This window comes from Streptomonospora nanhaiensis (assembly GCF_013410565.1).
Classification (GTDB): Bacteria; Actinomycetota; Actinomycetes; order Streptosporangiales; family Streptosporangiaceae; genus Streptomonospora; species Streptomonospora nanhaiensis.
Genome location: NZ_JACCFO010000001.1, coordinates 3,180,887 through 3,204,316, shown reverse-complemented (window position 1 = coordinate 3,204,316; position 23,430 = coordinate 3,180,887). Strand labels below are relative to the sequence as shown.

Annotated in this window: 20 protein-coding genes; 14 read left to right on the top strand and 6 right to left on the bottom strand. The window is 73.7% G+C overall.

Going from position 1 to position 23,430, the window contains the following annotated elements:
• Positions 1 to 9: 9 nt before the first annotated feature.
• Positions 10 to 1,017 carry a helix-turn-helix transcriptional regulator gene (locus HNR12_RS13850; RefSeq protein ID WP_179767871.1) on the bottom strand — a complete coding sequence of 336 codons (1,008 nt, stop codon included), beginning with the start codon at positions 1,015 to 1,017 and terminating at the stop codon, positions 10 to 12.
• 63 nt (positions 1,018 to 1,080) lie between these two features.
• Between HNR12_RS13850 and HNR12_RS13845 the strand changes: the two genes are divergently transcribed.
• The 12 genes from HNR12_RS13845 (at position 1,081) to cas6e (ending at position 16,230) form a co-directional block, all read left to right on the top strand.
• Positions 1,081 to 2,223, top strand: coding sequence for an epoxide hydrolase family protein (locus HNR12_RS13845; protein ID WP_179767870.1), 1,143 nt, complete (start codon positions 1,081 to 1,083; stop codon positions 2,221 to 2,223).
• A 139-nt stretch (positions 2,224 to 2,362) separates the two neighbouring features.
• Positions 2,363 to 3,124 carry a GntR family transcriptional regulator gene (locus HNR12_RS13840; RefSeq protein ID WP_179767869.1) on the top strand — a complete coding sequence of 254 codons (762 nt, stop codon included), beginning with the start codon at positions 2,363 to 2,365 and terminating at the stop codon, positions 3,122 to 3,124.
• Positions 3,121 to 5,760 (top strand): FAD-dependent oxidoreductase, encoded by a 2,640-nt coding sequence (locus tag HNR12_RS27840; protein WP_217782532.1) that lies wholly within the window; start codon positions 3,121 to 3,123, stop codon positions 5,758 to 5,760. The genes HNR12_RS13840 and HNR12_RS27840 overlap by 4 nt, the downstream gene beginning before the upstream one ends.
• Positions 5,761 to 5,895: 135 nt before the next feature.
• Positions 5,896 to 7,077, top strand: coding sequence for an NAD(P)/FAD-dependent oxidoreductase (locus tag HNR12_RS13825; protein WP_179767868.1), 1,182 nt, complete (start codon positions 5,896 to 5,898; stop codon positions 7,075 to 7,077).
• Between the two features lie 274 nt (positions 7,078 to 7,351).
• Positions 7,352 to 7,552, top strand: a complete 201-nt coding sequence (locus HNR12_RS13820) for a hypothetical protein (RefSeq protein ID WP_179767867.1) — start codon at positions 7,352 to 7,354, stop codon at positions 7,550 to 7,552.
• A 148-nt stretch (positions 7,553 to 7,700) separates the two neighbouring features.
• Complete coding sequence (locus HNR12_RS13815) at positions 7,701 to 7,943, top strand: CsbD family protein (protein ID WP_179767866.1); 243 nt, start codon at positions 7,701 to 7,703, stop codon at positions 7,941 to 7,943.
• A 245-nt stretch (positions 7,944 to 8,188) separates the two neighbouring features.
• Complete coding sequence (gene cas3, locus HNR12_RS13810; protein ID WP_179767865.1) at positions 8,189 to 11,017, top strand: CRISPR-associated helicase Cas3'; 2,829 nt, start codon at positions 8,189 to 8,191, stop codon at positions 11,015 to 11,017.
• Positions 10,929 to 12,779 (top strand): type I-E CRISPR-associated protein Cse1/CasA, encoded by a 1,851-nt coding sequence (casA, locus tag HNR12_RS13805; RefSeq protein ID WP_179767864.1) that lies wholly within the window; start codon positions 10,929 to 10,931, stop codon positions 12,777 to 12,779. The genes cas3 and casA overlap by 89 nt, the downstream gene beginning before the upstream one ends.
• Complete coding sequence (gene casB / locus HNR12_RS13800) at positions 12,776 to 13,483, top strand: type I-E CRISPR-associated protein Cse2/CasB (RefSeq protein WP_179767863.1); 708 nt, start codon at positions 12,776 to 12,778, stop codon at positions 13,481 to 13,483. The genes casA and casB overlap by 4 nt, the downstream gene beginning before the upstream one ends.
• 6 nt (positions 13,484 to 13,489) lie before the next feature.
• Positions 13,490 to 14,671: a type I-E CRISPR-associated protein Cas7/Cse4/CasC gene (cas7e, locus tag HNR12_RS13795; RefSeq protein WP_179767862.1), complete on the top strand. Its 1,182-nt coding sequence runs from the start codon at positions 13,490 to 13,492 to the stop codon at positions 14,669 to 14,671.
• Complete coding sequence (gene cas5e, locus HNR12_RS13790; RefSeq protein ID WP_179767861.1) at positions 14,664 to 15,467, top strand: type I-E CRISPR-associated protein Cas5/CasD; 804 nt, start codon at positions 14,664 to 14,666, stop codon at positions 15,465 to 15,467. The genes cas7e and cas5e overlap by 8 nt, the downstream gene beginning before the upstream one ends.
• A gap of 1 nt (position 15,468) precedes the next feature.
• Positions 15,469 to 16,230, top strand: coding sequence for a type I-E CRISPR-associated protein Cas6/Cse3/CasE (gene cas6e, locus HNR12_RS13785; protein WP_179767860.1), 762 nt, complete (start codon positions 15,469 to 15,471; stop codon positions 16,228 to 16,230).
• Between the two features lie 133 nt (positions 16,231 to 16,363).
• On the opposite strand, the gene HNR12_RS13780 is transcribed toward cas6e, so the two are convergent.
• Complete coding sequence (locus HNR12_RS13780) at positions 16,364 to 17,575, bottom strand: alpha/beta hydrolase (RefSeq protein ID WP_179767859.1); 1,212 nt, start codon at positions 17,573 to 17,575, stop codon at positions 16,364 to 16,366.
• A gap of 61 nt (positions 17,576 to 17,636) precedes the next feature.
• The gene (locus tag HNR12_RS13775) at positions 17,637 to 18,149 is read right to left on the bottom strand and encodes a DUF6069 family protein (protein WP_222600329.1); all 513 of its coding nucleotides are present in this window, start codon (positions 18,147 to 18,149) and stop codon (positions 17,637 to 17,639) included.
• Positions 18,150 to 18,365: 216 nt separating this feature from the next.
• Between HNR12_RS13775 and HNR12_RS13770 the strand changes: the two genes are divergently transcribed.
• Together HNR12_RS13770 and HNR12_RS13765 are read left to right on the top strand one after the other, a co-directional pair.
• On the top strand, positions 18,366 to 19,562 hold the full coding sequence (locus HNR12_RS13770) for a sensor histidine kinase (protein WP_179767857.1): 1,197 nt from the start codon (positions 18,366 to 18,368) through the stop codon (positions 19,560 to 19,562).
• Positions 19,559 to 20,212 carry a response regulator transcription factor gene (locus tag HNR12_RS13765; RefSeq protein WP_217782528.1) on the top strand — a complete coding sequence of 218 codons (654 nt, stop codon included), beginning with the start codon at positions 19,559 to 19,561 and terminating at the stop codon, positions 20,210 to 20,212. Before HNR12_RS13770 ends, HNR12_RS13765 begins: the two co-directional genes overlap by 4 nt.
• Before the next feature lie 23 nt (positions 20,213 to 20,235).
• Here the strand turns inward: HNR12_RS13765 and HNR12_RS13760 are convergent, their stop codons facing one another.
• Genes HNR12_RS13760 through HNR12_RS13750 form a run of 3 tightly spaced genes read right to left on the bottom strand, consistent with a single transcriptional unit; the run spans position 20,236 to position 23,335 of the window.
• A complete protein-coding gene (locus HNR12_RS13760; RefSeq protein ID WP_179767855.1) occupies positions 20,236 to 21,270 on the bottom strand; it encodes a FecCD family ABC transporter permease in 1,035 nt (344 codons plus the stop codon).
• Complete coding sequence (locus HNR12_RS13755) at positions 21,267 to 22,310, bottom strand: FecCD family ABC transporter permease (RefSeq protein ID WP_372451120.1); 1,044 nt, start codon at positions 22,308 to 22,310, stop codon at positions 21,267 to 21,269. Before HNR12_RS13755 ends, HNR12_RS13760 begins: the two co-directional genes overlap by 4 nt.
• The gene (locus HNR12_RS13750; protein ID WP_179767854.1) at positions 22,310 to 23,335 is read right to left on the bottom strand and encodes an iron-siderophore ABC transporter substrate-binding protein; all 1,026 of its coding nucleotides are present in this window, start codon (positions 23,333 to 23,335) and stop codon (positions 22,310 to 22,312) included. The genes HNR12_RS13755 and HNR12_RS13750 overlap by 1 nt, the downstream gene beginning before the upstream one ends.
• Positions 23,336 to 23,430 lie beyond the last annotated feature (95 nt).

Genomic DNA, 23,430 nt, shown 5'->3' with positions numbered 1-23,430 from the left:
CCGGGGGGCTCAGGCCCCGTGGACGCCACCGTTTCCGGCCGCCTCCGCCCTCGCTGACCGCCCCTCCATCGCCTCGGCCCCGCGGACGAACCGCGCGGCCAGGCGGCGGAGTTCGGCGGCCAGTTCGGGCGGGCGCACCACCTCGAAGTCCTCCTTCAGGGCGCCGAGCAGGAAGGCCAGCGAGTGCAGGGTGTCGGCGCCGAAGTGCAGCAGGCAGGTGCGGTCGTCCACCGGCTCCACCCGCCCGTAGGTGCGCGCCCGCAGGGCGGTGGGGGAGTCCGCCGGGGCGTGCAGCCGGACCGTGGCGTGGTGCGGCCAGGCCCGGTCGAGGCCGGCGGTGACGAACTCCGCCGCGTCCCCGCCCGGTAGCCCGCGCGGGGTGAACCGGGCGCCGGTGCCGGGCCGCACGCGCATGCGGTCCACCCGGAAGGTGCGCCAGTCGGCCCGGTCGAGGTCCCAGGCGACCAGGTACCAGCGGCTGCCCCACACCACCAGTTGGTGGGGCTCGACCAGCCGCACGCTCTCCTCGCCGGGGCGGCTGAGGTAGTCGAACCGCAGGCGGCGCCGGTCGCGGCAGGCGGTGGCGATCGCGGCCAGATCGCCCGCGTCGACCGAGGGCAGGCCCGGAACGTGCACCATGGCGATGTCGAGGGCGCCCACGCGGCCGCGCAGCCGCGGCGGCAGCACCTGGCGCAGCTTGACCAGCGCGCGCAGCGCCGCCTCGCCGATCCCGGCGACGTTGCTCCCGGCGGCCGTGCGCAGCCCGACGGCCACGGCCACCGCCTCCTCGTCGTCCAGCAGCAGCGGCGGCAGGCGCCCGCCCGCGCCCAGCCGGTAGCCCCCGGCCGGCCCCAGGTCGACCTCGACGGGGTAGTCCAGGCCGCGCAGCCGGTCGACGTCGCGCCGGACCGTGCGGGTGCTGACCCCCAGGCGCTCGGCGAGTTCGGCCCCCGACCACTCCGCGCGGGTCTGCAGCAGGCCGAGCAGCCGCAGCAGCCGGGCCGAGGTCTCCATCATGGTCCGCAGTCTCCCAGGAGTCCCGGACAGCAGCCGGCCGCCACCCTGCCTACCGTGCCCGCCATGACCGAAACGATCACGCCGCTGCGCATCGAGGTGCCCCAGGCCGACCTCGACGACCTCGCCCGCCGCCTGGAGAACACCCGCTGGCCCGACGACCCCGCCGAGGACTGGTCCTACGGCATCCCGCTGGGCTACCTGCGGGAACTGGCGGAGTACTGGCGCACCGGGTTCGACTGGCGGGCGCAGGAGGCGCGGCTCAACCAGCTGCCGCACTTCACCACCGAGCTGGACGGCCACCCCGTGCACTTCGTGCACGTGCGCTCGCCCGAGCCCGACGCGCTGCCGCTCGTCCTCACCCACGGCTGGCCCGGGTCGTTCGCCGAGTTCGAGCGGCTCATCGGCCCGCTGGCCGACCCCCGCGCCCACGGCGGCGACCCGGCCGACGCCTTCCACGTGGTGGTGCCCTCGCCGCCGGGCTTCACGCTGTCGGGCCCCACCCGCGAGACCGGGTGGTCGGTGCCGCGCGTGGCGCGGGCCTGGAAGGAGCTGATGCGCCGCCTGGGTTACACCCGCTACGCCGCCCACGGCCAGGACTTCGGGGCGCTGGTGTCGCGCGAGCTGGCGCTGATCGACGCCGGGCACATGGCGGCGCTGCACCTGACGCAGGTGTTCTCGGCCGGCGCCACGGCCGAGACCGCCGACCTCTCGGTGGAGGCCGAGAAGCGCAGTGCCGAGAAGTCCTACCGCTACGACCACGAGCTGAGCGGCTACGCCGCCGTCCAGAGCACCAAGCCGCAGCTCATGGCCTACGCGCTCACCGACTCGCCGGTGGCCCAGCTCGCCTGGATCGCCGACGGGTTCAAGGCGTGGACCGACTCCGCGAACGCGCCCGAGGACGCCGTGGACCGCGACGCGATGCTGACCACCGTGTCGCTGTACTGGTTCACCCGCACCGCCGGGTCCTCCGCCCGCTACTACAAGGAGGGGGTCGAGACCTGGGGCGAGCCGGAGCCGGAGTCGAGTGTGCCCACGGCCGTGGCGGTGTTCCCCGAGGACATCATGCTGCCGGTCCGGCGGCTGGCCGAGCGCGACAACCCGATCGTGCGCTGGACCGAGTTCGACCGGGGCGGGCACTTCCCCGCGCTGGAGCAGCCCGGCCTCCTGCTGGGCGACCTGCGCGCCGCGCTGCGCGCGTTCCGGTAGGGCGGCCGCCGGGCGGGGGAGCGGCCCCCGGCGAACCGCGCCCCGGACGGCGGCCGCCGCCCGGGGCGCGGTGCTTCACCGGCGGAAACACCGGAAGACGGTATTGACTTATCAAATGCCCGATTGGTTAACTCAAAAAATGCACGCCGCACGGTACGACATGATCCGGGCTGAACTGGAGGCCCGGATCACCTCAGGTGAGTGGCCCCCCGGCACGCGGGTGCCCACCGAGGCCGAGCTGGCGCGGACCCACGGCGTCAGCCGGGTCACCGTGCAGCGGGCCGTGCAGGAGCTCGTGCGGCGCGGCCTGGTGGTGCGCTACCGGCGGCGCGGCACCTTCGTCGCCCGCTCCGAACCCGAACGCGACCTGCTGCGCCTCGTCAACCCCCACGGGGCCGGCCCCGACATCGAGGGCCGCCACCTCGTCACCGAGGCCCGCGTCGTGGCCGCCGCGGACGCCGGCGCCTCCGCCGGCCCCGCCGGGGCCGGGCCGGCCGCCGGGTTCGCCCCGGACACCCCCGTCGTGCTGCTGCGCCGCGTCAAGCTCGACGCCGCCGAGAACCCCATCGCCACCGAGCGGGCCGTCATCCCCTTCGCGCTGGTGCCGCGCCTGCTGGAGGAGCCGCTGGAGGACCTCACCACCGTCGCCTACTTCCGCGCCACGGGCGTGCCGATCCACCGCTCGCGGCTGTACGTGGAGCCGGTGGCGCTGCCCGAGTCCGAGGCCGAACCGCTGCGCACCGCCGCCGGGCGGCCCGTCTTCCGGCTGCGCCGCAACATCTGGCTGGCCGACGGCGGCCTCGCCGAGGTCTTCCAGTCCCACCTGCTGCCCGACCAGAGCCCCTTCTACATCGAGCAGTCCCTCGCACCGGTCCCTCCCCCCGCAGAGGAGTCGCTATGACCCGCCCCCGCATCGGCATCGTCGGCACCGGAACCATCGGCACCATGGCGGCCTGGCGCGCGGCCGAGCGCGGCGCCGAGGTCGTCGCGTTCGACCTCGACGCCCCCGGGCACGACCGGGGCGCCGCCGGAGGCGAGTCCCGCATCTTCCGCACCGCCTACATGGAGGGGCGGCGCTACATCCCGCTGCTCCAGCGCGCCGAGGGGCTGTGGCGCGAACTGGAGGACCGCACCGGGCGGCGGCTGCTCGACCTGTGCGGCGGGCTGTCCATCGGGCCGGCGGACGACCCCCGCATGCGCGAGATCGTCGAGGGCGCCCGCGAGTACGGGCTGGCCCACCGCGTCCTCACGTCCGAGGAGGCGGCCGAGCGCTACCCGCAGCACCCCGTGGGCCCGGACGAGACCGCCGTACTCGACCCCCGGGCCGGGGTGGTCCGGCCCGACGCCGCCCTTGCGGCGGCGGCGCTGCGGGCCGAGGAGCTGGGCGCCCGCGTCCACCGCTACACCGGGGTGGAGGCGGTCGAGCCGCACGGGTCGGGGTGGAGCGTGGCCGCCGGCGGCCGCCGCCACGACCTCGACCGCCTGGTCCTGGCCCTGGGCCCGTGGAGCGCCGCCCCGGGCACCTTCGCCCGCGGCCTGCTGGAGTCGGCGGGCCTGGCGGCGGCGGGGCTGGAGGCCCGGCAGATCCCGATGTGCTGGTTCCCCGCCCGTGATCCCGGTGCCCTGGTCCCCGGACCCAACCCGGTCGTCATCCGGGTCGGGGAGTACGGCTACTCCTGCTTCCCCGTCATGGACGGGGTATCGGTCAAGGTCAGCCCGCACAGCGCGCCCCGGCCCGCCGTCGCCCACCCCGGCGAGCTGCCGCCGCGCGCGGCGCCGGGGGTGGTCGCCACTGCGCGGGAGACCGTGCGCCGGCACCTGCCGGCGCTGCACCCCGACCCCAGCCGCACCGCCGTCTACGCCGACCTGTTCAGCCCCGACGGCCACGCGCTGCTGGGCCCCCTGCCCGGAAGCCCCGGCGCGGTGCTGGCCACCGGCTTCTCCGCGCACGGCTTCAAGCTCTCCCCGCTGTTCGGAGAGGTCATCGCCGACCTCGCGATCGAGGACCGGCCGGGCCGGCAAGCGCACCGGGAGACCCCCGGCGCGGCGGCCGCACCCGGCACCCCGGCCCCCCGGCATGCCCGAAACGGGGATGAAACCATGCCTGAATCCGCTGTCTCCACCGCCGTGGTCATCACCTCGGCCCTGCTCGTGATGGGCGCCGGCGCCCTGATCGCCTTCTACTACGGCCGCCGCGCCGCCACCTCCGACGACTGGATCGTCGGCGGGCGCTCGCTGCCGCTGCGCGTGGTCGTGTTCAGCCAGTTCGCCACCGCCTCGGGCGGCGGCGTGCTCGTCGCCCACGTCGGCATCGGCTACGCCTGGGGCTGGTCGGTGCTGGTGTACGAACTGGCCTGCACGGTCGGGTTCCTGCTGCTGGTGCTGCTGGCCAAGTGGCTGCGCAGCCAGGAGTTCGACACCGTGCCGCAGGTGCTCAGCCGGCTGTTCGGCCGCGACACCAAGGTCGTCGCGATCGCGGCGCTGTGCAGCATCGTGGTGCCGTTCGGCTGGCTGGCCACCCAGTTCGTGGCGTTCGCGCGGCTGTTCTCGCAGCTCACCGGGCTCTCGCTGCCGATCCTGATCGCCGTGATGGCGGTGGCGTCGCTGCTGTTCGTGCTGCCGGGCGGGCTGCTGTCGGTGGCCTGGTCGGACTACATCTTCGGCGTGTTCATGCTCGTCGTGACCGTGTTCGTGGTCGGCTACGCCATCTACGCCGCGGGCGGGGTGGACGCCATCACCACGCGGGTGCCCGAGGAGCTGTGGTCGCCGTCGTCCATCACGCTCGTGGGCTGGCCCACCATCCTGCTCTGGGTCTTCGCGATCGTGCCCGGGACGCTGACCAACCAGCTCTACTACCAGCGGATCTTCGCCACCAAGGACATGTCCAACGTGCGCCGCAGCCTGGTCGTCAGCGGACTGATGATGCTGATCGCCGGGGTCTACGCCGGCGTGCTGGGGCTGGCGGTGCGCGCGATGGGCGCCGACTTCAGCGTGGCCGAGCGCGAGCTGGCCGCGGGCTGGTTCATCGGCCGGCTCCCGCTGTGGGTGATGGCGGTCTTCGCCGGGTTCCTGGTGGCCACCATCGTGTCCACGACCTCCAGCGCGCTGCACTCGGTCACGACCAACCTGGTGCGCGACCTCTACCAGGGCATCCGCGGCGGCGACCGGCCCGAGCGGGAGCTGGTGCGGATGTCCCAGCTCATCACGGTGGGGGTGACGGTGACGGCCGCGCTGCTGGCGATCGCGTTCCCCCGCGCGCTGGACTGGCTGGTGGCCACCTACGCCTACTCCGCGGCGACGCTGGCGGTGCCGATCTTCGTCGGCTTCGCGCTGCGCAACCGGGTGCGGCTGACGCCGGGCATCGCCCTGACCGCGATGGGCAGCGGCCTGGTGGGCTGCGCCGCCGCCCACATCGCCGGCACCGAGGTGCCCTACGCGGTCTACGGAATCGCGGTCTCGCTGGCCGGGATGCTGGTCGCCGTGGCCGTCCGGCGCGGGGTGGGCGGCGGCGACCGCACCCCGGCGCCCACCGCCTGACACGGTGAGGGCGGGGACCGCGGGTTGGCCGCGGCCCCGCCCTCACCGTCAGGCCATCACCCACGCCATCCCCCAAGCCATCGCCAAAGAGATCGCCAAAGAGATCACCAAGATCACCACAGGAGAGGAACCAACGTGCGGATCGCCATCATCGGAGCCGGGGTGGTCGGGCTGTCCATCGCCCGCGAACTGGCCGGGCGCGGCGACGACGTGACCGTCTACGAGGCGGTCCGGCCCGGCGCGGGCACCAGTTCCACCAGCTTCGCCTGGGTCAACTCCCACGCCAAGGAGCCGCTGTCCTACCACGACCTGAACCTGGCGGGCGTGCGCGCCCACCACGCCCTGCACGCCGAACTCGCCGACGGGCCGCGCTGGTTCCACCCCACCGGCAACCTGGAGTGGGCCTCGACCCCCGAGCACGAGGCGGCGCTGAAGGCGTCGGTCGAGCGGCTGCGCGACCGGGGATACGCCGCCGAGTGGATCGGCGCCGACGACGCGCGGACCCTGGAGCCGGGGGCGCGCATTCCCGACAGCGTGACGGGGGCGGTGCTGTTCCCCGACGAGGGCTACGTGCTGCCGGGGGAGTACCTCGCCCGGCTGCTCACCGACGCCCTGGCCCGGGGGGTGCGGCTGGTCTGCCCGGCGCCGGTGCGCGCGGTGGCGGCGGACGCCGAGGGCGCCCGCGTCACCCTGGCCGACGGCACGGTGGAGACCGCGGACGCCGTGATCAGCGCGGTGGGCCGCTGGACCGAGGAGCTGGCGGCCACGGCCGGGATCACGATTCCGATGGCCGACCCGGAGGGCGTGGGCTCGGCCACCGTCGGCTACCTCGCCTACACCGAGCCGGCGCCGGTGCGGCTGGAGCGGGTGCTGACCACCTCGCGCCTCAACGCCCGCCCCGAGGGCGGCGGCCGCCTGGTCCTCCAGGGCCTCGACCTCGACGCCCAGGCCGACCCCGCCGCCCCGCCCCTGGGTCCCGACTCCCCGGTGGCCCGCGAGCTGACCGCCCGCCTGGCGGAGGTCATGACGGGCGGCGAGCACGCCCGGGTCGCGGAGGTCCGCGTGGGCCGCCGGGCCCTGCCGGCCGACGGCCTGACGGTCTGCGGCTTCGCCGACGCCGACACCCACCGCCGCCTGTACGTGGTGGCCACCCACAGCGGCATCACCCTGGCCCCCGCCCTGGCCGAGTGGGTCACCGAGGAGGTCCACACCGCCACGGAGGTCCCGGCCCTGGCGGACTTCCGCCCCACCCGCTTCACGACGGAGTCCCGCCCCACGACCACCCTCACCCAGGTCCGCCTCCCCGGCCAGCAGTAGCGGGCCGGGCCGTCACACGAGCAACACGACCGCCGAGGCCGGGCACCCAGGGCGTCCGGCCGCGGCGGACCGGCGAGCGGCGGTGCGGTGCGGGGCGGAGCCAGGGTTCGCCGTTCGCCGGGGGAGGGGGAGCCACGCGTCCGCCGGCGGCGGGTTGGGTCCCGCCCGCTGCCGTGGCAGGATGACCGGCCAGACCGGGAACGGCGGAGCGGCCACGCGCGCCCGCCGTCCCCCCGTCACCCATCGCGCCGACCCCCCGGAAAGGCGGGACCACATGTCACCCAGTTCCGACTGGCGGCACCAGGCTTTCATGGCCGGCCACCTCAGCCCACGGGCCCTCGCGGCCGCCAAGACCAACCGCGAACGCAATAGCGCCGCGGCCAAGCGCAACCGCCAGAACAACGACGCGGCCGCCACCAGTCGCCACATCACGGAGAACACCGAGGCCAACATCCGAGGCAGCAGCAGCCGCTGACCCGGCCCGCAGCGCCCGTCCGGTCGCCTTCCTGGCCCCCCGGTCCATGATCCGCATGCATACTCCGGCTCCTGCGCGGAAGTGGAGTAGTGAGGCCAAACCGCTATGACGGCTGGGTCTCGCTGATCCGGCCGGTCTGGAGGCTGACATGAGCGCTGGCGAGAAGGGCCAGAGCAAGGGCGAGCAGATCAGCGGCAAGATCAAGGAGTTCGCGGGCAAGCTCACCGGCAACGAGCGGCTGAAGAACGAGGGCCGCGGCGAGCAGGTGAAGGGCAACGTCCGCGAGGCCAAGGAAGACACGAAGGGCGCCATGGGCGGCTTCGTAGAGGGCATCCGCGACGACGACCCCAACCGCCGAGGAGAGGGCCCCGGCCCCGACCGCCGCGTCTGACGCCATCACCCATCCGCCCCGGGGGCGGGCCAATTACCGGCCCGCCCCCGGGGGGGTTCGATCTGTTTCGCAATACAAAAGGGTTAATGGCGCCATTTTTCCGTTTCTCTGGTAAATCTGCTGTTCTCCCTCCAGTGGTGATCCCGGCGTGGTAGACAGCTTTCCGCAGGATCCGCGCAGACCCGAAAAAGCGCGGTCTTCACCAGGATAACGATCTTGGTTGTGCGGAAGGAAGGCTTCAGGACGTGGGAGATCCGTCCGGTTTCAGTCATGCGGCGCTGGCGGTCTGGGGCAAGACGGGGGAGGGAAGCCGGAACCCGCGGATATCTCCGGAAGAGTGGCACCCCCTGGTGGCGCACATGGTCGACACCATGGAGGTTGCGAAACAGGTCTGGGAGCACTATCTCTCAGCTGCATTCCGGGACCGGTTCGCTGAGGGACTGGGCGTCAGCGGCGTTGACGCCCACAAGACGGCGCGGTCCCTGTTCCTCTGGCTTGCCGCGCTGCATGACCTTGGAAAGTGCGCCCCCGGATTCCAGAACCAGAGCCAGCTTCATGTCCGCCGGGCCACGGAGGCGCTGCCGTTTCCCGGCGCCCCGGAGAACCATCCGCACAACCTTGTATCGGCGCACTTGCTCTACGCGTTTACGGCCGAGGCCGGCTGGGCGCACGAGGCATCGGCCTGGGTGGCCAACGTCGTCGGCGGCCATCACGGCGTCTTCCCCCAGCCGGGCTCGGCCGAGACGCCGCTCAGGACGACACAGATCGGCGGCGCGGAGTGGCGCACCGTGCAGCGGGAACTTTTCCAGATGATCACGCGGCTCGCTGATGTCCCTCTGGGCCTCCTGGCCGACCATGTTCCGTCGATCGGCAGCCAGTTGACGTGCGCGGGGGCCGTGATCCTCTGCGACTGGCTCGCGAGCAACGAGGACCTCTTCCATTACAGCGGCCCCTGGACGGAGGACTATCCGAAGCTCGCGGCCGCCAGAGCGAGGGACTTCCAGCGGCTGATGCAGTTGGAGGACGTCTGGCGGCCCGCCCGGCCAGCGAGCGCGCCGCGGCTGTACGCGGACCGCTTCGGTATCCGGGAGCCCCGCGACACGCAGACCGCCGCCTACGAGGTCGCCGCGGAGATGGACCGCCCCGGGCTGGCGATCATCGAGGCCCCCACGGGTGAGGGCAAGACCGAGGCGGCGCTGGCGATGGCCGAGGTGCTTGCCGCCAGGTTCGGCTTCAACGGGTTGTTCTTCGGACTGCCGACCCAGGCCACCGGCAACCAGATCTTCGACCGGGTCCTGGACAAGTGGCTCCAGAGGCTTCCGCAGGACCCCCTGCCCACAGTGGGACTCGTGCACGGCAAGGCCAGTCGGCACAAGCGGTACCACGACCTCCCACTGGGCGGTATCGGTGAGCACGGCGAGGCGACGCCCACAGCCTCGCAGTGGATGCGGGGGAGCAAGAAGGCGCTGCTGTGCCCCATCACCGTGGGGACCGTCGACCAACTGCTCTTCGCCGGCGTCAGCGCACCCCACGTCATGCTTCGCCACCTCGCCCTCGCCAACAAGGTGGTCGTCATTGATGAGGTGCACGCCTACGACGCCTACATGTCGCACATCCTGCACCGGGTACTGCACTGGCTGGGCCAGCACCGCGTCCCCGTCATCCTGCTGTCGGCAACACTCCCGCCTGCGCAGCGCGAGGCACTGATCGCCGCCTACACCGGCTCCCCGGCCGACGTGCCGGCGGAGGGCTACCCGCAGATCACCCACGTTCCGGCGCCCTTGCCCGAGGAGCGCGCGGCGGCGTCCTCCTTCTTCGCGCCTTCCAGCGCTGAATCCCCAAGGCCTACCGCCCGAGTACGCGTGGCCAAGCGGACCGAGGACCGTGCGGCCGACCTGGCAGTGGAGTTGCGCCCGGAGTCGGGCGCCGGCGATCTCGCCCGCTTGTCGGGCGAGATCGCCGAGCGCACAGCCGGTGGGGGATGCGTCCTCGTCCTGCGGAACACCGTCGTCCGGACCCAGCAGACGTACGAGGCCCTGCGGAAGTTCTTCCCCGCGAACGAGCTGACGCTCGCCCACGCCCGCTTCACCGCAGCCGACCGCGCGGCCCTGGACGAGCGCCTGCGGACCGGATTCGGGCCGCCGGTCCCCGATGCGGTGACTGGCGAGGTCGCGGAGAACCAGCACCGTCCAGCGCGCCATGTCGTGGTCGCCAGCCAGGTCGCCGAGCAGTCGCTCGATGTCGACTTCGACCTGGTCGTGACCGACCTCGCCCCGGTCGACCTGCTGGTGCAGCGGGCCGGGCGGCTGCATCGACACCGGCGCCCGCGCCGACCGGCGGGCCTCAGCAGTCCCGTTCTTGTCGTCACCGGTTATACGGGCAGGTCCGACGGCGGCCCGCCCTCCTTCCCCACATCAGACGGTAAGCCCTACCCGCACCATTTCCTCCTGCGGACTCTCGCGGTGCTGCGGGAGTGCGACCGCGTTCACATACCCGACGACGTGCCCGGACTGATCGACCAGGTCTACGGCGGAACCCCCCTTGGCCCGAAAAGCTGGCATTCCAGCATGGAGAGGGCTGCGGAGAACCTGCGGGAATCCCTGGCGGCCCTGCGCCGCCAGGCCAGCGCCCTCCTGCTCGCCGAACCGGATCCCACCGCTTCCGATCTCAGCGAACTGCAGCACAGCGCGTCCCATGGAGTGGACGAGGAGTCCGCAGGCAACCGCCTGAGCGTCCGGCTCGGCGAGCCCAGTGCCGAGATCATTCTGCTTCGGAAAGTCGACGAGACCACGGTATGCACCGTGTCGGCGGGCGAGCAGACGCGTATTCCCCTCGACCGGGCGCCATCAGCAAAACGGATGAAGGACGCGGTCCTGGACCAGGCAATCCGACTTCCGCTGCGAATGGTCCCGATTGAGAAGTTGTTCCTCCCTGCCGCGTGGAAGCACGCCCTGTGGTGTCAGAGGCTCCGTGTATTGGTTCTGAGTGGACGCGACGGCAGCGTTCGAGAATCCGGTAAGAGCTTCGTTTACAGCAGTGAGGCGGGGTGGACCCATCAAAATCGAGACACGTAGCGGCACCGCGATCGCCTTCAACCTGGCAGGCGATCCGTGGCTCCCTTACCTGTCGGTTTCCGGACAGCCGCATGAAGGCTCCATCCGCCACGTTTTGACGGCAGCACACGAGATCAGGGACCTGTCAGTCGACAGCCCGACCCAGTATCCGGTCCTGATCAGGTTCCTCCTGGCAGTCCTCCACCGGGCGCTGGGAATGCGGAACGGAATCCAGCACCCCGCGCAGCCCAGGAGCAAGGGCAGTTGGATCGACCTCTACCGCCGAGGCAGTTTTCCCCCCGAACCGATCGCGGCGTACCTCGACCACTGGGCAACGCGCCTGGACCTCTTCGACCCGGCGGCTCCCTTCGGCCAGACGCCCGGGTTGAACGCCAGAGGTGACGCCCGGAAACCCACCAACCTGCTGATACCGCACGCGGCAAGCGGCAACAACGCGCCCATCTTCTCGGCCGCACGTGATCGGCGTCCCGTGGCGCTGACGCCGGCCGAAGCCGCGCGCTGGCTGCTGCACCTCCATGCCTGGGACACAGCGGGGATCAAGACGGGCGCGGTCGGCGACCCCGCTGCCAAGCAGGGCAAGACCACCGGCAACCGGACCGGCCATCTCGGCTCCCTGGGCGTTCTCATCCCCACAGGTACCACGCTGTGGGAGACCCTGATGTTCAATCTGCGGGTCCTCAACGACGACATCTGCCCGGACGACGACCTCCCCTTCTGGGAACGCCCACCCTCGACACCGGAATGGACGACGGCTCATCCGGCCGGAGTCCTCACCCTCTACGGCTGGCAGAGCCGCCGTGTGCGGCTCTTCCCCGAGGCGTCCCAGAGCGGTGTCGTCGTCCGCGAGGTCCTGGTCTGCGCGGGCGACCGCATTGCCGACCCGACCGGGCTGACGCGGCTGGAACCGCACTCCGCCTGGTACCCGGTGGACGGCGGCTCCCCCGGAACCAGGGGGAAGGACGACGGGGCCGCTGGCTCCGGGGTCGATTCCGGTCCCGGCCACCGTCCGATCCGCCACCGGCCCGGCCAGCAGTTGTGGCGCGGACTTGGGGGCATCCTCGGCAGGCGGTTCGACAAGGAGAGCGGAATCGCCAAGTCTCCCGTTCCGGCGGCGCTCCATCACATCAACTCACTCCGCCTGCCGCAGGAGCGGGTGCTCCAGATCCGCGCGTTCGGCATCACCTACGGCATCCAGAGCGCGGTCATTGACGAGACCTACACCGACACCCTGCCGCTGCCGGTGGCGCTGCTGCGTCCCGAGGGCCAGGGTGTGCTGGACAGTGTGGCGGTGGATTCCGTCCGCGACTCCGACACAGCCGCGTGGACGCTCGGCCGGCTTGCCGCCGACATCGCCTACTGCTCGGGCGGCGACGATGAAGCCCAGAAGGCCCAGCATCGCAGGGCACAGGACCGCCTCTACGCGGTGCTGGACCAGCCGTTCCGCGAATGGGTCGCCGGACTCGTCGACGAAGAACGCGCGGAAGAGTACCGGGTCGCCTGGCACCGCCGGGTGCACAAGGAAGCGAGCCGCATAGCGGGCTCCCTTCTCGCGGACGCGCCTCCCACCGCACTACGGACCCGGATGCGCGCGCCGAAACCCGGAGCCAAGGACAAGCGCCCGATCCCGGTGAACCTCCCGCTGATCCACGGGGAGTTCTACCGGTCCCTCGCCAGAGCGCTGCCGCAGGCGGGCGGCACGGACCCCACCAGCGGCGCTGAGGCCGCGGACCAGCAAGACGACGCGAACGGAGGCGCGCTGTGACTACCTCTTCGCCAGTGGACGAGCGCAAGGAGATCGACCGTGAGCGCCGCAAGCGGCTCTCCCAGGAGTTGGCGAACCTGTTCGACAAGGACCGGAAAGCCCTGCGGGCCGACGCCCCCGGTGTGCTGAGCCAGTGGCGGAAAGGCTTGAGTCACCCGCCCCACACGACGCCGGTTCTGGCGATGCAGGTCTCCAACGTGCTCAGCAGCCCCTACGAAAGGGAGGGATCCTGGGACGTCCGGACCTGGGAGACCGCGATCCACTACGGGCTCGGGCTCTTCGCCGTGCACCAGCAGTCGGTGTCCGTCCCCGTCCACGACTTCACGGCGGCGGGTCAACGGTCGGTTTCGGTGGGTGCCGCCTGCCGCGCGCTGGCAGCCGCGCAGGTGGACCCCGCGCGCCGCGAGTTCCCGGCGAGCACCCCCCAGTTCGAAACGGTGAACAACGGGCTGGTCCGCCGCCTCGAAGCCGCGATGAGTTCGGAGTCGACCCTTGAACTCGTCGGCCACGTCCGCGGCATCATCCCCCTCCTCAAGAGCACGGACCGGGTCATCAGGATCGACTACGTCCAGTTGGTCGCCGACCTCGCCGCATGGTCCACCCCCGCCCGCCGCGGGCCCACAGCGCTCAGCTGGGGCCGCCACTTCTACGCCCCCTTCCGGTCCGACACCTCCAGCCCCGAGCCGGCGAACGACAAGGAGTAAGAACCCATGGTCTTCTTGGACATCCACGCCATCCAGGCGGTACCGCCGGCGAACATCAACCGCGACGAGAACGGCAGCCCCAAAACCGCCCAGTACGGCGGCGCCCGGCGGCTCCGCGTTTCCTCGCAGGCGTGGAAGCGCGCCGCCCGCAAGGCCATGGAGGCCGCCTCCGCCGACATCCCGGAGTCGCAGCGCACCAAGCGGCTGCCCGAGGTGCTGGCCAACGAGCTGACCAAGCGCGACCCCGAACTCGGCCCGCGCGCGGCCGAGGTCGCCGACGCCACCGTCACCGCCCTCTTCGGTGCCAAGACCCCGAAGAAGAACGGCCGCTCGGTCACCGAGTACCTGCTGTTCCTCGGCGCGGCCCAGCGCGACCGCGTCGTGGACCTCCTCCTGGAGCACAAGGCCGACGTCCTCGACACCGTCGGCGACACCAAGAAGTTCACCGACCTGCTCAAGCGCATCAAGCTGCGCGACGAGGTGAGCACCGGCCACCCGCCCGCCGTCGCGCTGTTCGGCCGCATGATCGCCACCGACCCCACCCTGAACGTCGACGCCGCCTGCCAGGTGGCCCACGCCATCTCCACGCACGCCGTGGACGCCCAGTTCGACTACTACACCGCCGTGGACGACACCGACGAGGCCGCCGACGAGACCGGTGCCGGCATGATCGGCACGATCGAGTTCAACGCCGCCACCATGTACCGCTACGCGACCGTCGACCTGCGCAGCCTCATCGACAACCTCGACGGCGACCGCGGGATGGCCACCGACGTCGCCGTGTCCTTCGCCCGGGCGTTCCTGTGCAGCATGCCCACCGGCAAGCGCACCACCTTCGCCAACAACACCCGGCCCGACTTCGCCCTGCTGTCGGTGCGCACCGACCAGCCGGTGAGCCTCGCCGGCGCCTTCGAGCGCCCGGTCGTGGCCCTGGACAGCGACGGCGAGCCGGTCGGCCACCTCGCGCGGTCCGTGCGGGCCCTCGCCCAGCACCACGTGCTCCAGGACGAGCAGTACGGCACCGCGCCGGAGTTCCACACCGCCAACTACCCCGCGTGGATCGCTGAGGACGCGGGTCGGCCCGGCGGGTCCGGTAGCGGCTACCTTCCGCCCTCGCAGCCGCTCCCCGAAGGGCTGGCCGCCACGCGAGCCGCCCTCGCCCGGCTGGTCGGTGCCCCCGATGCCTGACGTCCTCGCGCTGCGCCTCGGCGGGCCTCTCCAGTCCTGGGGCGGCGCGACCCGCTACAACACCCGGGGCACGCTGAGCCACCCGACCAAGTCGGGGGTGGTCGGCCTGTGCGCGGCCGCCTTGGGGTGGCCGCGCGGCACCGACCTCTCCGCCCTGGCGGGGCTGCGCTTCGGTGTGCGCGTCGACCGCCCCGGCACGCTGCTGACCGACTACCACACCATGTCCGCTGCGTCCCACGACCCGCTGCGCCCCCGCGAGCAGCGGCTGCCCACAGCGGACGGCAAGCAGCTCAAGCCAGGGGAGGGCAAGGTCTCGCGCCGCTACTACCTGGAGGACGCCCTGTTCGTCGCGGCGTTCGAGGGTGCCGGCGAAACGCAGCGCGAACTCCTGCACGAGGTCGAGGCCGCGCTGAGACGGCCGCGGTACCCGCTGTTCCTGGGCAGGCGCTCCTGCCCGCCCGACGCCCCCGTGCTCATCGGACTGCTGCTGGACACCGACCTTGAGGCCGCCCTGCGCGAACACGTCCCCTGGCAGGTCTCCGACTGGCGCAGGACCCGGCTGCCCGAGTCCGGAGCGCTGCCGCTCGTGCTCGACGAGCCCGAAGGCGAGGAACTGATCGACGACCTGCCCGCGGGCGGGGCCCCCTTCGACCGGAGGTTCGCGCACCGGGCCGTCCACCACGCCTCAGCGGCCGTCACCGCGCTCGCCGGGACTGACGAGGTGGAGCCCGCACCGGCGCCGGGGTTCGGCTTCACCGCCGAGGCCGCGATGGAGCTCGCGGCGGAGGAGGAGTGAGATGTACCTGACCCGGGCCTTCATCAACCCCCGCAGGCGCGGAGCCCTCCGCTTCATCGGCGGCCCGCAGCGCATCCACGCCGCCGTGATGCAGGCGTTCCCCATGGACCCGCCCACCGAGGGCTCGGTCGGCCCGCGGGTGCTGTGGCGGCTGGACGAGGACGACCACCGCCGCCCCGTGCTGTGGGTGGTGTCGCCGGACAAGCCCGACCTGCACCACGTGGTCGAGCCGTACGGCTGGCCGGCCTCCGACCAGGCATTCGAGACCCGCGACTACACCCCGCTGCTCCGGCGGCTGGAGTCAGGCCAGCGCTACGTCTTCCGCACCACGGTCAACCCGGTGAAGAGCACCCCGGTACCGCCCGAGGACCGCGAACCCGGTGAGGACGGTCTGAAGAAGCGCGGCCACCTGGTGCCGATCGTCGGGGCCGGCCACCAGATCGCCTGGTTCGCCGAGCGGGCGGGCAAGTGGGGGTTCGAACTCCTGCCGAGTACCGTGCCCATGCCCGAGACCGAGTCGGAGGGGGACACCGCAGACGCCCCCGTCGCGCCCCCGGCCTATGCCTGCGAGATCCGCGCCCAGAAGAACCTCCGGTTCTGGCGCGGCGAAAGCGGATCCAAGCCGGTGACCCTGTCCACGGTGGCCATGGAGGGACTGCTGCGGGTGACCGACGCCGACCTGCTGCGCAACGCGCTGACGCGGGGAATCGGGCGCGCTAAGGGCTACGGCTGCGGGCTGATCAGCCTGGCCCCGGCCCGGTAGGCCGGGGTGGTGCGCGGCGGCCGGTGGTCCCGCTGCCAGGGGCGGGCGGGACCGCCGCGCCTGATCGCCGTCATCCATCCACCCGGGGGCGGGCCGCGCACCGGCCCGCCCCTTGTTGCGGTGTCTTCGGTTTCTACTGATCCTTCCGGTCTCGGGAAGGTGCCTTCAGCGTGACCGCTTCCTGAGTCGAGCGCACCCAGGCCGTGAACGCCTCCACCGCGTCCACCACGGCCTCGTGGCGGGGGGAGTGGACCAGGTCGAAGGCGTGCTGGGCGCCGGGGAGTTCGGCGTGGACGACCGGGGACCTCGACACCTGCCGCAGGCGGGCGGTGAACGCGCGGGCCTCCGCCGCCGGTACCAGGGTGTCCCGGTCGCCGTGCACGGCCATCAGGGGCGGGGCGTCGGGGCGCAGGTGGTCCAGGGGGGACGACGGGACCGGCTCCGGGGCGTTGGCCGGGGCGGTGTAGTAGCGGCCGAAGTAGCCGTACAGGCACACGGCGGCCGAGACCGAGGTGTCCGCGTCGGCGAACCCCGGTTGGAGGCGGGGGTCGTTGGGTGTCAGCGCGCACAGCGCCGCCAGGTGGGCGCCGGCGGAGCTGCCCGACACGACCACCGTCGCCGGGTCCGCGCCGTACTCCGCCCCGTGCGCGCGCACCCACGCCAGCACCCGCTTGGCGTCGCTCAGGTGGTCGCCGAACCCGGCCTCGGGCCGCAGCCGGTAGTTCGCGCTGACGCAGACCCACCCCTGGCTCGCGAGCCGGTACAGCAGGGAGCGGCCCTCGCGGTTCTTGTCGCCCATGGAGTAGCCGCCGCCGTGCCAGTACACCAGGACCGGGGCGCCGGCCGGGCGCGACCGGTGCCGGTAGACGTCGAGCCGGTGGCGCGGGTGCGTGCCGTAGGCGATGTCCGCCACGCGCTCGACCCCTCGCCGCCCGACCAGGACCGGGCGCAGCAGGATCCGTGCCCACGGCGTGCGGCGGCGCAGCCCCGCCGCCAGGCCCGGGTCGACCGCGCTCCGCCAGCCGGCGCCCAGGCCGGCCGCCAGGGCGGCGTCCAGCACCGGCCGCGCCCCCAGCCCGCGCCGGGCGGCCTCGGCGAGGCCCGCGGCGACCAGCGCGGCCAGGGCCAGGCACGCCCACGCCCCCGGGGTGGAGAGGTCGCCCTGCGCGTAGGCGAGCACCGTGGACGCCAGCAGCCAGGCCAGCGCGGCGAACGGAAGCTCGTTGGCCAGCAGCCCCAGGAGGAAGCCCGCCATCGCGAGCGGACGCGGACGGCGCGGCGGCGCCAGCGCCGCCAGGGTGTACAGCGCCAAGAGCGCGACGGTCATGAGGTATCCGGTGGGCATTGCGGCACCGACTCCGTTCCGTTGATCCGTTGTCCGGTAGGGGCGGCCGGCCCGGTCGGCCTCAGCGGCATGCGGCTCGGGGGAGGAGGGGGATGAGGACGGCCGCCGGGGCGGTGTGGAGGAGCAGGAGGACGGCGGTGCCCGCCGCGCCGGTGCCGCTGGTGAGCGGGCCGACGAGGGACAGGACGAGGAAGGCCACCGCCACCGCCGTCCACAGGCGGTGCGGCGCCGGCCGCCGTACCGTGCGCTCCAGGAGGGCCAGCAGTGCCCAGCCCGCGAGCCCCGCCGCCAGGCTCGCCACAGCGACCGCCGCCGGGCCCACCGGCCGCACCGCGCCGCCCTGCACCGCCTCCACCTCCACGCCCGCCGCCACGGCCACCGCCCACACCGCCAGCGACGCCGCGACCGCGCCGCCCACGGCGAGCGCCCGGCGGACGCGCCTGCGCCGCGCGGACGCGGCGGTGCGGCCCGGCGCGACGGGCGGTGAGGTCCTCCGGGCCGCTTCCTGCGCCGCTTCCCGCGCGCGCTCCCTCTGGGGCGTTTCCTGCGTGCGCGTCGTGTCCTGACCGGTCACGGTTCTCCCTTGGTCGTGTCCTGGCGTTCCTGCGGTCGCGCGGCGACCGGTGGCCCCCGACGGGTCCCGACGGCCCCGACCGCGCGCCTCCCACCCTCGTCGCCGCGCCGCCCGCCGCGCATCGGGCGCTCGGCCCTCCGCGCCCCGACCTCCGGACCGCCTGACCCCGACTTTGGTCGGTGTCGGCACCGCGCCCGCCGGGGCTACCCTGGCCCGATGAAAACCGAGGTCAGCGTGCTCCCCGCCGGCGAAGGCGGTGCCCCCTGGCGGCCCACGCCCCTCGCCGCCGCGGCCGTGGCCGCCGCCGTGCTCCCGCTGATCGCGGCCACCGTGTGGCAGCGCCTGGTGGACGGCCCGCCCGGTGCCTATCCGGCGCTGGACATCGCCGTGGGCGTGCTCGCCTGGGCCGGCGCCCCCGTCGCCCTGTGGCGCCCGGTGCCCGCCGCGCTGGCCCTGACCGCCCTGGCCCTGCTCTCACCGGCGGCCACGCCCGCCGCGACCCTGGCCGTCCTGCTCGTCGCCCAGCGCCACCGCCTCCCCGTCGCCGCCGCCGTGGCCGCCGCCGGCCTGGCCGCCCACGCCGTCCAGGGCTTCGTGCAGCCCAGCGGCGGCATCTCCTACGGCTGGTGGCTGCTGCTCATCGCCGCCGGGTACGGCGCGATGGTCGGCTGGGGCGCCCTGCTGCGCGCGCACCGCGCGCTCGTGGAGTCGCTGCGCGAGCGCGCCCGGCGCGCCGAGGCCGAGCAGGGCCGCCGCGTCGCCGAGGCCCGCATGGCCGAGCGGACCCGGCTGGCGCGCGAGATGCACGACGTCCTCGCGCACCGGCTCACCCTGCTGGCCACCTACGCCGGCGCGCTGGAGTACCGCCCCGACTCATCGCCCGAGCGGCTGGCGCACGCCGCCGGTGTGGTGCGTGAGGGCGTCCACCAGGCGCTGGAGGAATTGCGCGAGGTGATCGTGCTGCTGCGCGCCGACGAAGGCGCACCCGGCGACGACCTCGACGGGCCCGAAGGGCTGCGCCCGCCCCCGGCCGCCCTGTCGGGCCTGGTGGCCGAGTCCCGCGCGGCCGGGACCGAGGTCGACTACCGCGAGGAGGCGGCCGGCCTCGACCGGCTCCCGCCGGGCACGGCCCGCGCGCTGTACCGCGTCGTCCAGGAGGGCCTGACCAACGCGCGCAGGCACGCCCCCGGCCGCCCCGTCGCCGTCGCCGTGCGCGGCCGCCCCGGCGACGGCCTCACCGCCTCCGTCGCCAACCCGCTGCCCCCGCCGGGCGGCGCGCCGTCCGGCGCCTCCGGCACCGGCACCGGCCTGGTCGGGCTCACCGAGCGGGTGCACCTGGCGGGCGGCCGGCTCGACCACGGGGCGGCCGCCGGGGAGTTCCGGCTGCGCGCCTGGCTACCATGGCCGCCATGACCGGTGAGCTGCGCGTCCTCGTCGTGGACGACGACGCCCTGGTCCGGGGCGGCCTGGCCATGATGCTCGACGGCGCCAACGGGATCACGGTGGTCGGCGAGGCAGCCGACGGCGACGAGGTGCTCGCGGCCGTCGACACCCACCGCCCCCACGTCGTGCTGATGGACCTGCGCATGCCGCGCGTCGACGGCATCACCGCCACCCGCCGCCTGCGCGCCCGCCCCGGCGCGCCCGAGGTCATCGTGCTCACCACGTTCGACACCGACGAGAACATCCTGCGCGCCCTGCGCGCGGGCGCCGGCGGGTTCCTGCTCAAGGACACCCCGCCGCCGCGCATCGCCGCGGCCGTCCGGCGGATCGCCGAGGGCGAGCCGATCCTCTCGCCCCGCATCACGCGCCGCCTGATGGACCGCGCCGCCACCCAGGCCGACGCCTACGACCGCGCCCGCGACGCCCTCGCCGCGCTGAGCCCCCGCGAGAACGACGTGGTCCTGGCCGTGGCCCGGGGCCGCACCAACGCCGAGATCGCCGCCGAGCTGTACATGAGCGTGGCCACGGTCAAGGCCCACGTCTCCAGCGTCCTGGCCAAGCTCGGCCTGGACAACCGCACCCAGATCGCCCTGCTCGCCCACGACGCCGGCCTGGCCTGAGCGCCCGGCCGGCGCCCCCGGCGCTACAGGGAGCCGCCCGCCCGGTTGGTGCGCACGATCAGGTAGACGAGGTAGGGCGCGCCCAGGGCGCCGGTGATCACCCCCACCGGGTAGCGCGTGCCGAACGCGAACTGTCCGCAGAAGTCGGCCACCAGCACCAGCAGCGCCCCCACCAGGGCCGCCGGCAGGAGCAGGGAACCGTCGCGCCCCACGATCCGCGCCGCGATCGGACCCGAGAGGAACGCGACGAACGCGATCGGCCCGGCCGCGGCCGTCGCGAAGGCGATGAGGCCCACCGACCCCACGACGGCGACGAGCCGCACCAGCTCCACCCGCACGCCCAGCGCCGCCGCCGTCTCGTCGCCCAGCTGGATGAGCGACAGGCGGGTGGACTGCGCCAGCAGCACCGGCCCGATCACCAGCAGCGCGGCCGCCACCGGAACGGTCTGGCCCCACGTGGCGCCGTTGAGGCTGCCGGTCAGCCACCGCATCGCCTCCTGGAGGTCCCACGAGGCCGCCTGGTCCAGGATGTAGGAGGTGACGCTCTCCAGCATCGCCGAGATCCCGATGCCGATGAGGATCAGCCGCGTCCCCGAGACCCCGTTCCTGAACGACAGCAGGTACACGGCCCCCGCCACCAGCAGCCCGGCGGTGATCGCGAACGCCGACACCCCGATGCCGTCGAGGGAGAGCACCACGATCGCGAAGGTCGCCGCCGCGCCCGCCGCCCAGTTGATCCCGATGATGTCCGGGCTGGCCAGCGGGTTGCGCAGCAGCGTCTGGAAGGTCACCCCGGCCAGCCCGAAGCACAGCCCGGCCACCAGCGCCAGCACCGCGCGCGGCAGCCGCAGCCGCCCCACGGTGAACGAGGCGCCCGGCACGTCCTGGCCGAGCAGCACCCCCAGCACGTCGCCGGGCGGGTAGAACGTCCGCCCCACCATCAGGCTCACGGCGAAGGCCGCGGCGATCAGCGCGGCCAGCAGGCCGATCACGCCGCGGCGGCGGCGCGCGCGCCGCGCCCGGTCGCGGCCGACGGACTCGGCGGTGGAGAGGCTCACAGCGCACGCACCTTCTGGCGGCGGACGATGTAGACGAAGAACGGGGCGCCGATCAGCGCGGTCACAATCCCCACGTCGATCTCCGCGGGCCGGGCCACCAGGCGGCCGACCACGTCGGCCGCCGTCAGCAGCGCGGCGCCGCCCAGCACGGAGAACGGCAGCAGCCACCGGTGGCCCACCCCGACGAGCAGCCGGCACAGGTGCGGCACGACGAGTCCCACGAACCCGATCGGCCCGGTGACGGCGGTGGTCGCGCCGCACAGCACGACGGCGCCCAGCGACGCCGCCGTCCGCACCACGGCCACCCGCGTGCCCAGTCCGGCCGCCAGTTCGTCGCCCAGGGCGAGCAGGTCCAGGCCGTTGGCCGACAGCAGGCACACGGCCGCACCGACCGCCAGGAACGGCAGCACCTGGGCTATGGCCTCGTAGGTGCCGCCGCCCACCCCGCCGATCTGCCAGGACCGCACCTGGTCGGCGACGTCGTTGCGCGGCAGCACCACGGCGCTGATGAACGACGACAGCGCGACCGAGGTCGCCGCCCCCGCCAGGGCGAGCTTGAGCGGTGTCGCGCCGCCCCGCCCCAGCGACCCGATGACGTGCACGAACACCGCCGTGGCGCCCGCGCCCGCGATCGCCGTCCAGATGGTCGCGGTCGCCGAGGCCAGGCCGAAGTAGGAGATCCCGGTGACCACGGCCAGCGACGCGCCCATGTTCACGCCCAGGATCCCCGGATCGGCCAGCGGGTTGCGCGTCACCCCCTGCATGGCCGCGCCCGACAGCCCCAGGGCCGCGCCCGCCAGCACCGCCAGCAGGGTGCGCGGGACGCGCTTGGCGACCGCCGCCTGGTCGAAGCCCTCGACCGAGCCGCCCAGGGCGGCGGCGATCTCCGGCCAGGGCACCGTGCGCGAGCCGACGGTGATCGAGGCGAACATCAGCGCCGCCAGGGCGGCGGCCAGCCCGGCCAGCCCCAGGACCCGGCGCGGCCCCGGGGACCGCGCGGCGGCGGTGCCCGGGGCCGGCGGGGCGTCGGTCGCCGCCACTACGCCTCGCCGGCGGCCGCGGACAGCAGCGCGAGGTAGTCCTCCAGGACCCAGGAGATCGACAGCGGCGTGGGGTTCGCCGCGGTGCCCAGCGGCTCCTCGCCGGGCAGGTTGACGACCGCGCCGTCGGCCACCGCCGGCATCTGCGACAGCAGCGGGTCCTCCTCCAGGCTCTCCACCAGGTCGTCGCCGCCGTAGGTCACGATGATGTCGACGTCGTTGAACGAGTCCGCCCGCTCGGCGCTGCGCGTCAGGGAGAACTGGTCGGTCTCGGCCGAGGCGTCGGCGATGCTGCCCGGGGTCTCCAGGCCGAGGTCGGCGAAGAACTGGGCGCGGGTGTCGTGCGTGGTGTAGAAGCTGACCTCGCTGAGGTCGGTGGCGTCCACGTGGGTGAGGAACATCGCCGACCGGCCCTCGATCTCGGGGTGCTCGGCCACGGCGGCCTCGATCTCGCCCTCCAGGTCGGAGATGAGTTCGGCGCCCTCGTCGGCCATGCCGATCGCCCGGCTGTTCAGCTCGATCATCTCCCGCCACGGGGTGCCCCACGCGGTCTCGGGGTAGGCGACGACGGGCGCGATCTCGCTCAGCGTGTCGTAGTCCTCCTGGGTCAGCCCGGAGTAGGCGGCGAGGATCACGTCGGGCCGGGTGTCGGCGACCGCCTCGAAGTCGATGCCGTCGGTCTCGTCGAACAGCACCGGCGTCTCGGCGTCCAGCTCCTCCAGCCGCTCCTCGACCCAGGGCAGCACGCCGTCGCCGTCGTCGTCGCCGAAGTTGGCGGCGGCCATGCCGACCGGCACGACGCCCAGGGCCAGCGGGACCTCGTGGTTGGCCCAGTTGACCGTGGCGACGCGCTCGGGCTTGGACTCGATGGTGGTCGTGCCCAGCGCGTGCTCGATGGTGATGGGGGTCCAGTCGCCGGAGCCCTCGCCCCCGCCCTCGCCGCCGGATGCGGCGGAGCAGGCGGTGAGCGCGCAGGCGAGCAGTGCGGCCGTGGACAGCGCGGCCAGCCGTGAAGCGCGGGGCATGGTTTCCTTCCGGTTGTGGCCGTGGGTGCGGCCGCCGCCGCGGCGTGGTGCGGGGCCCGGTGTGAGGACCGCCCGGGGCGCCCGGTGGCGCGGAG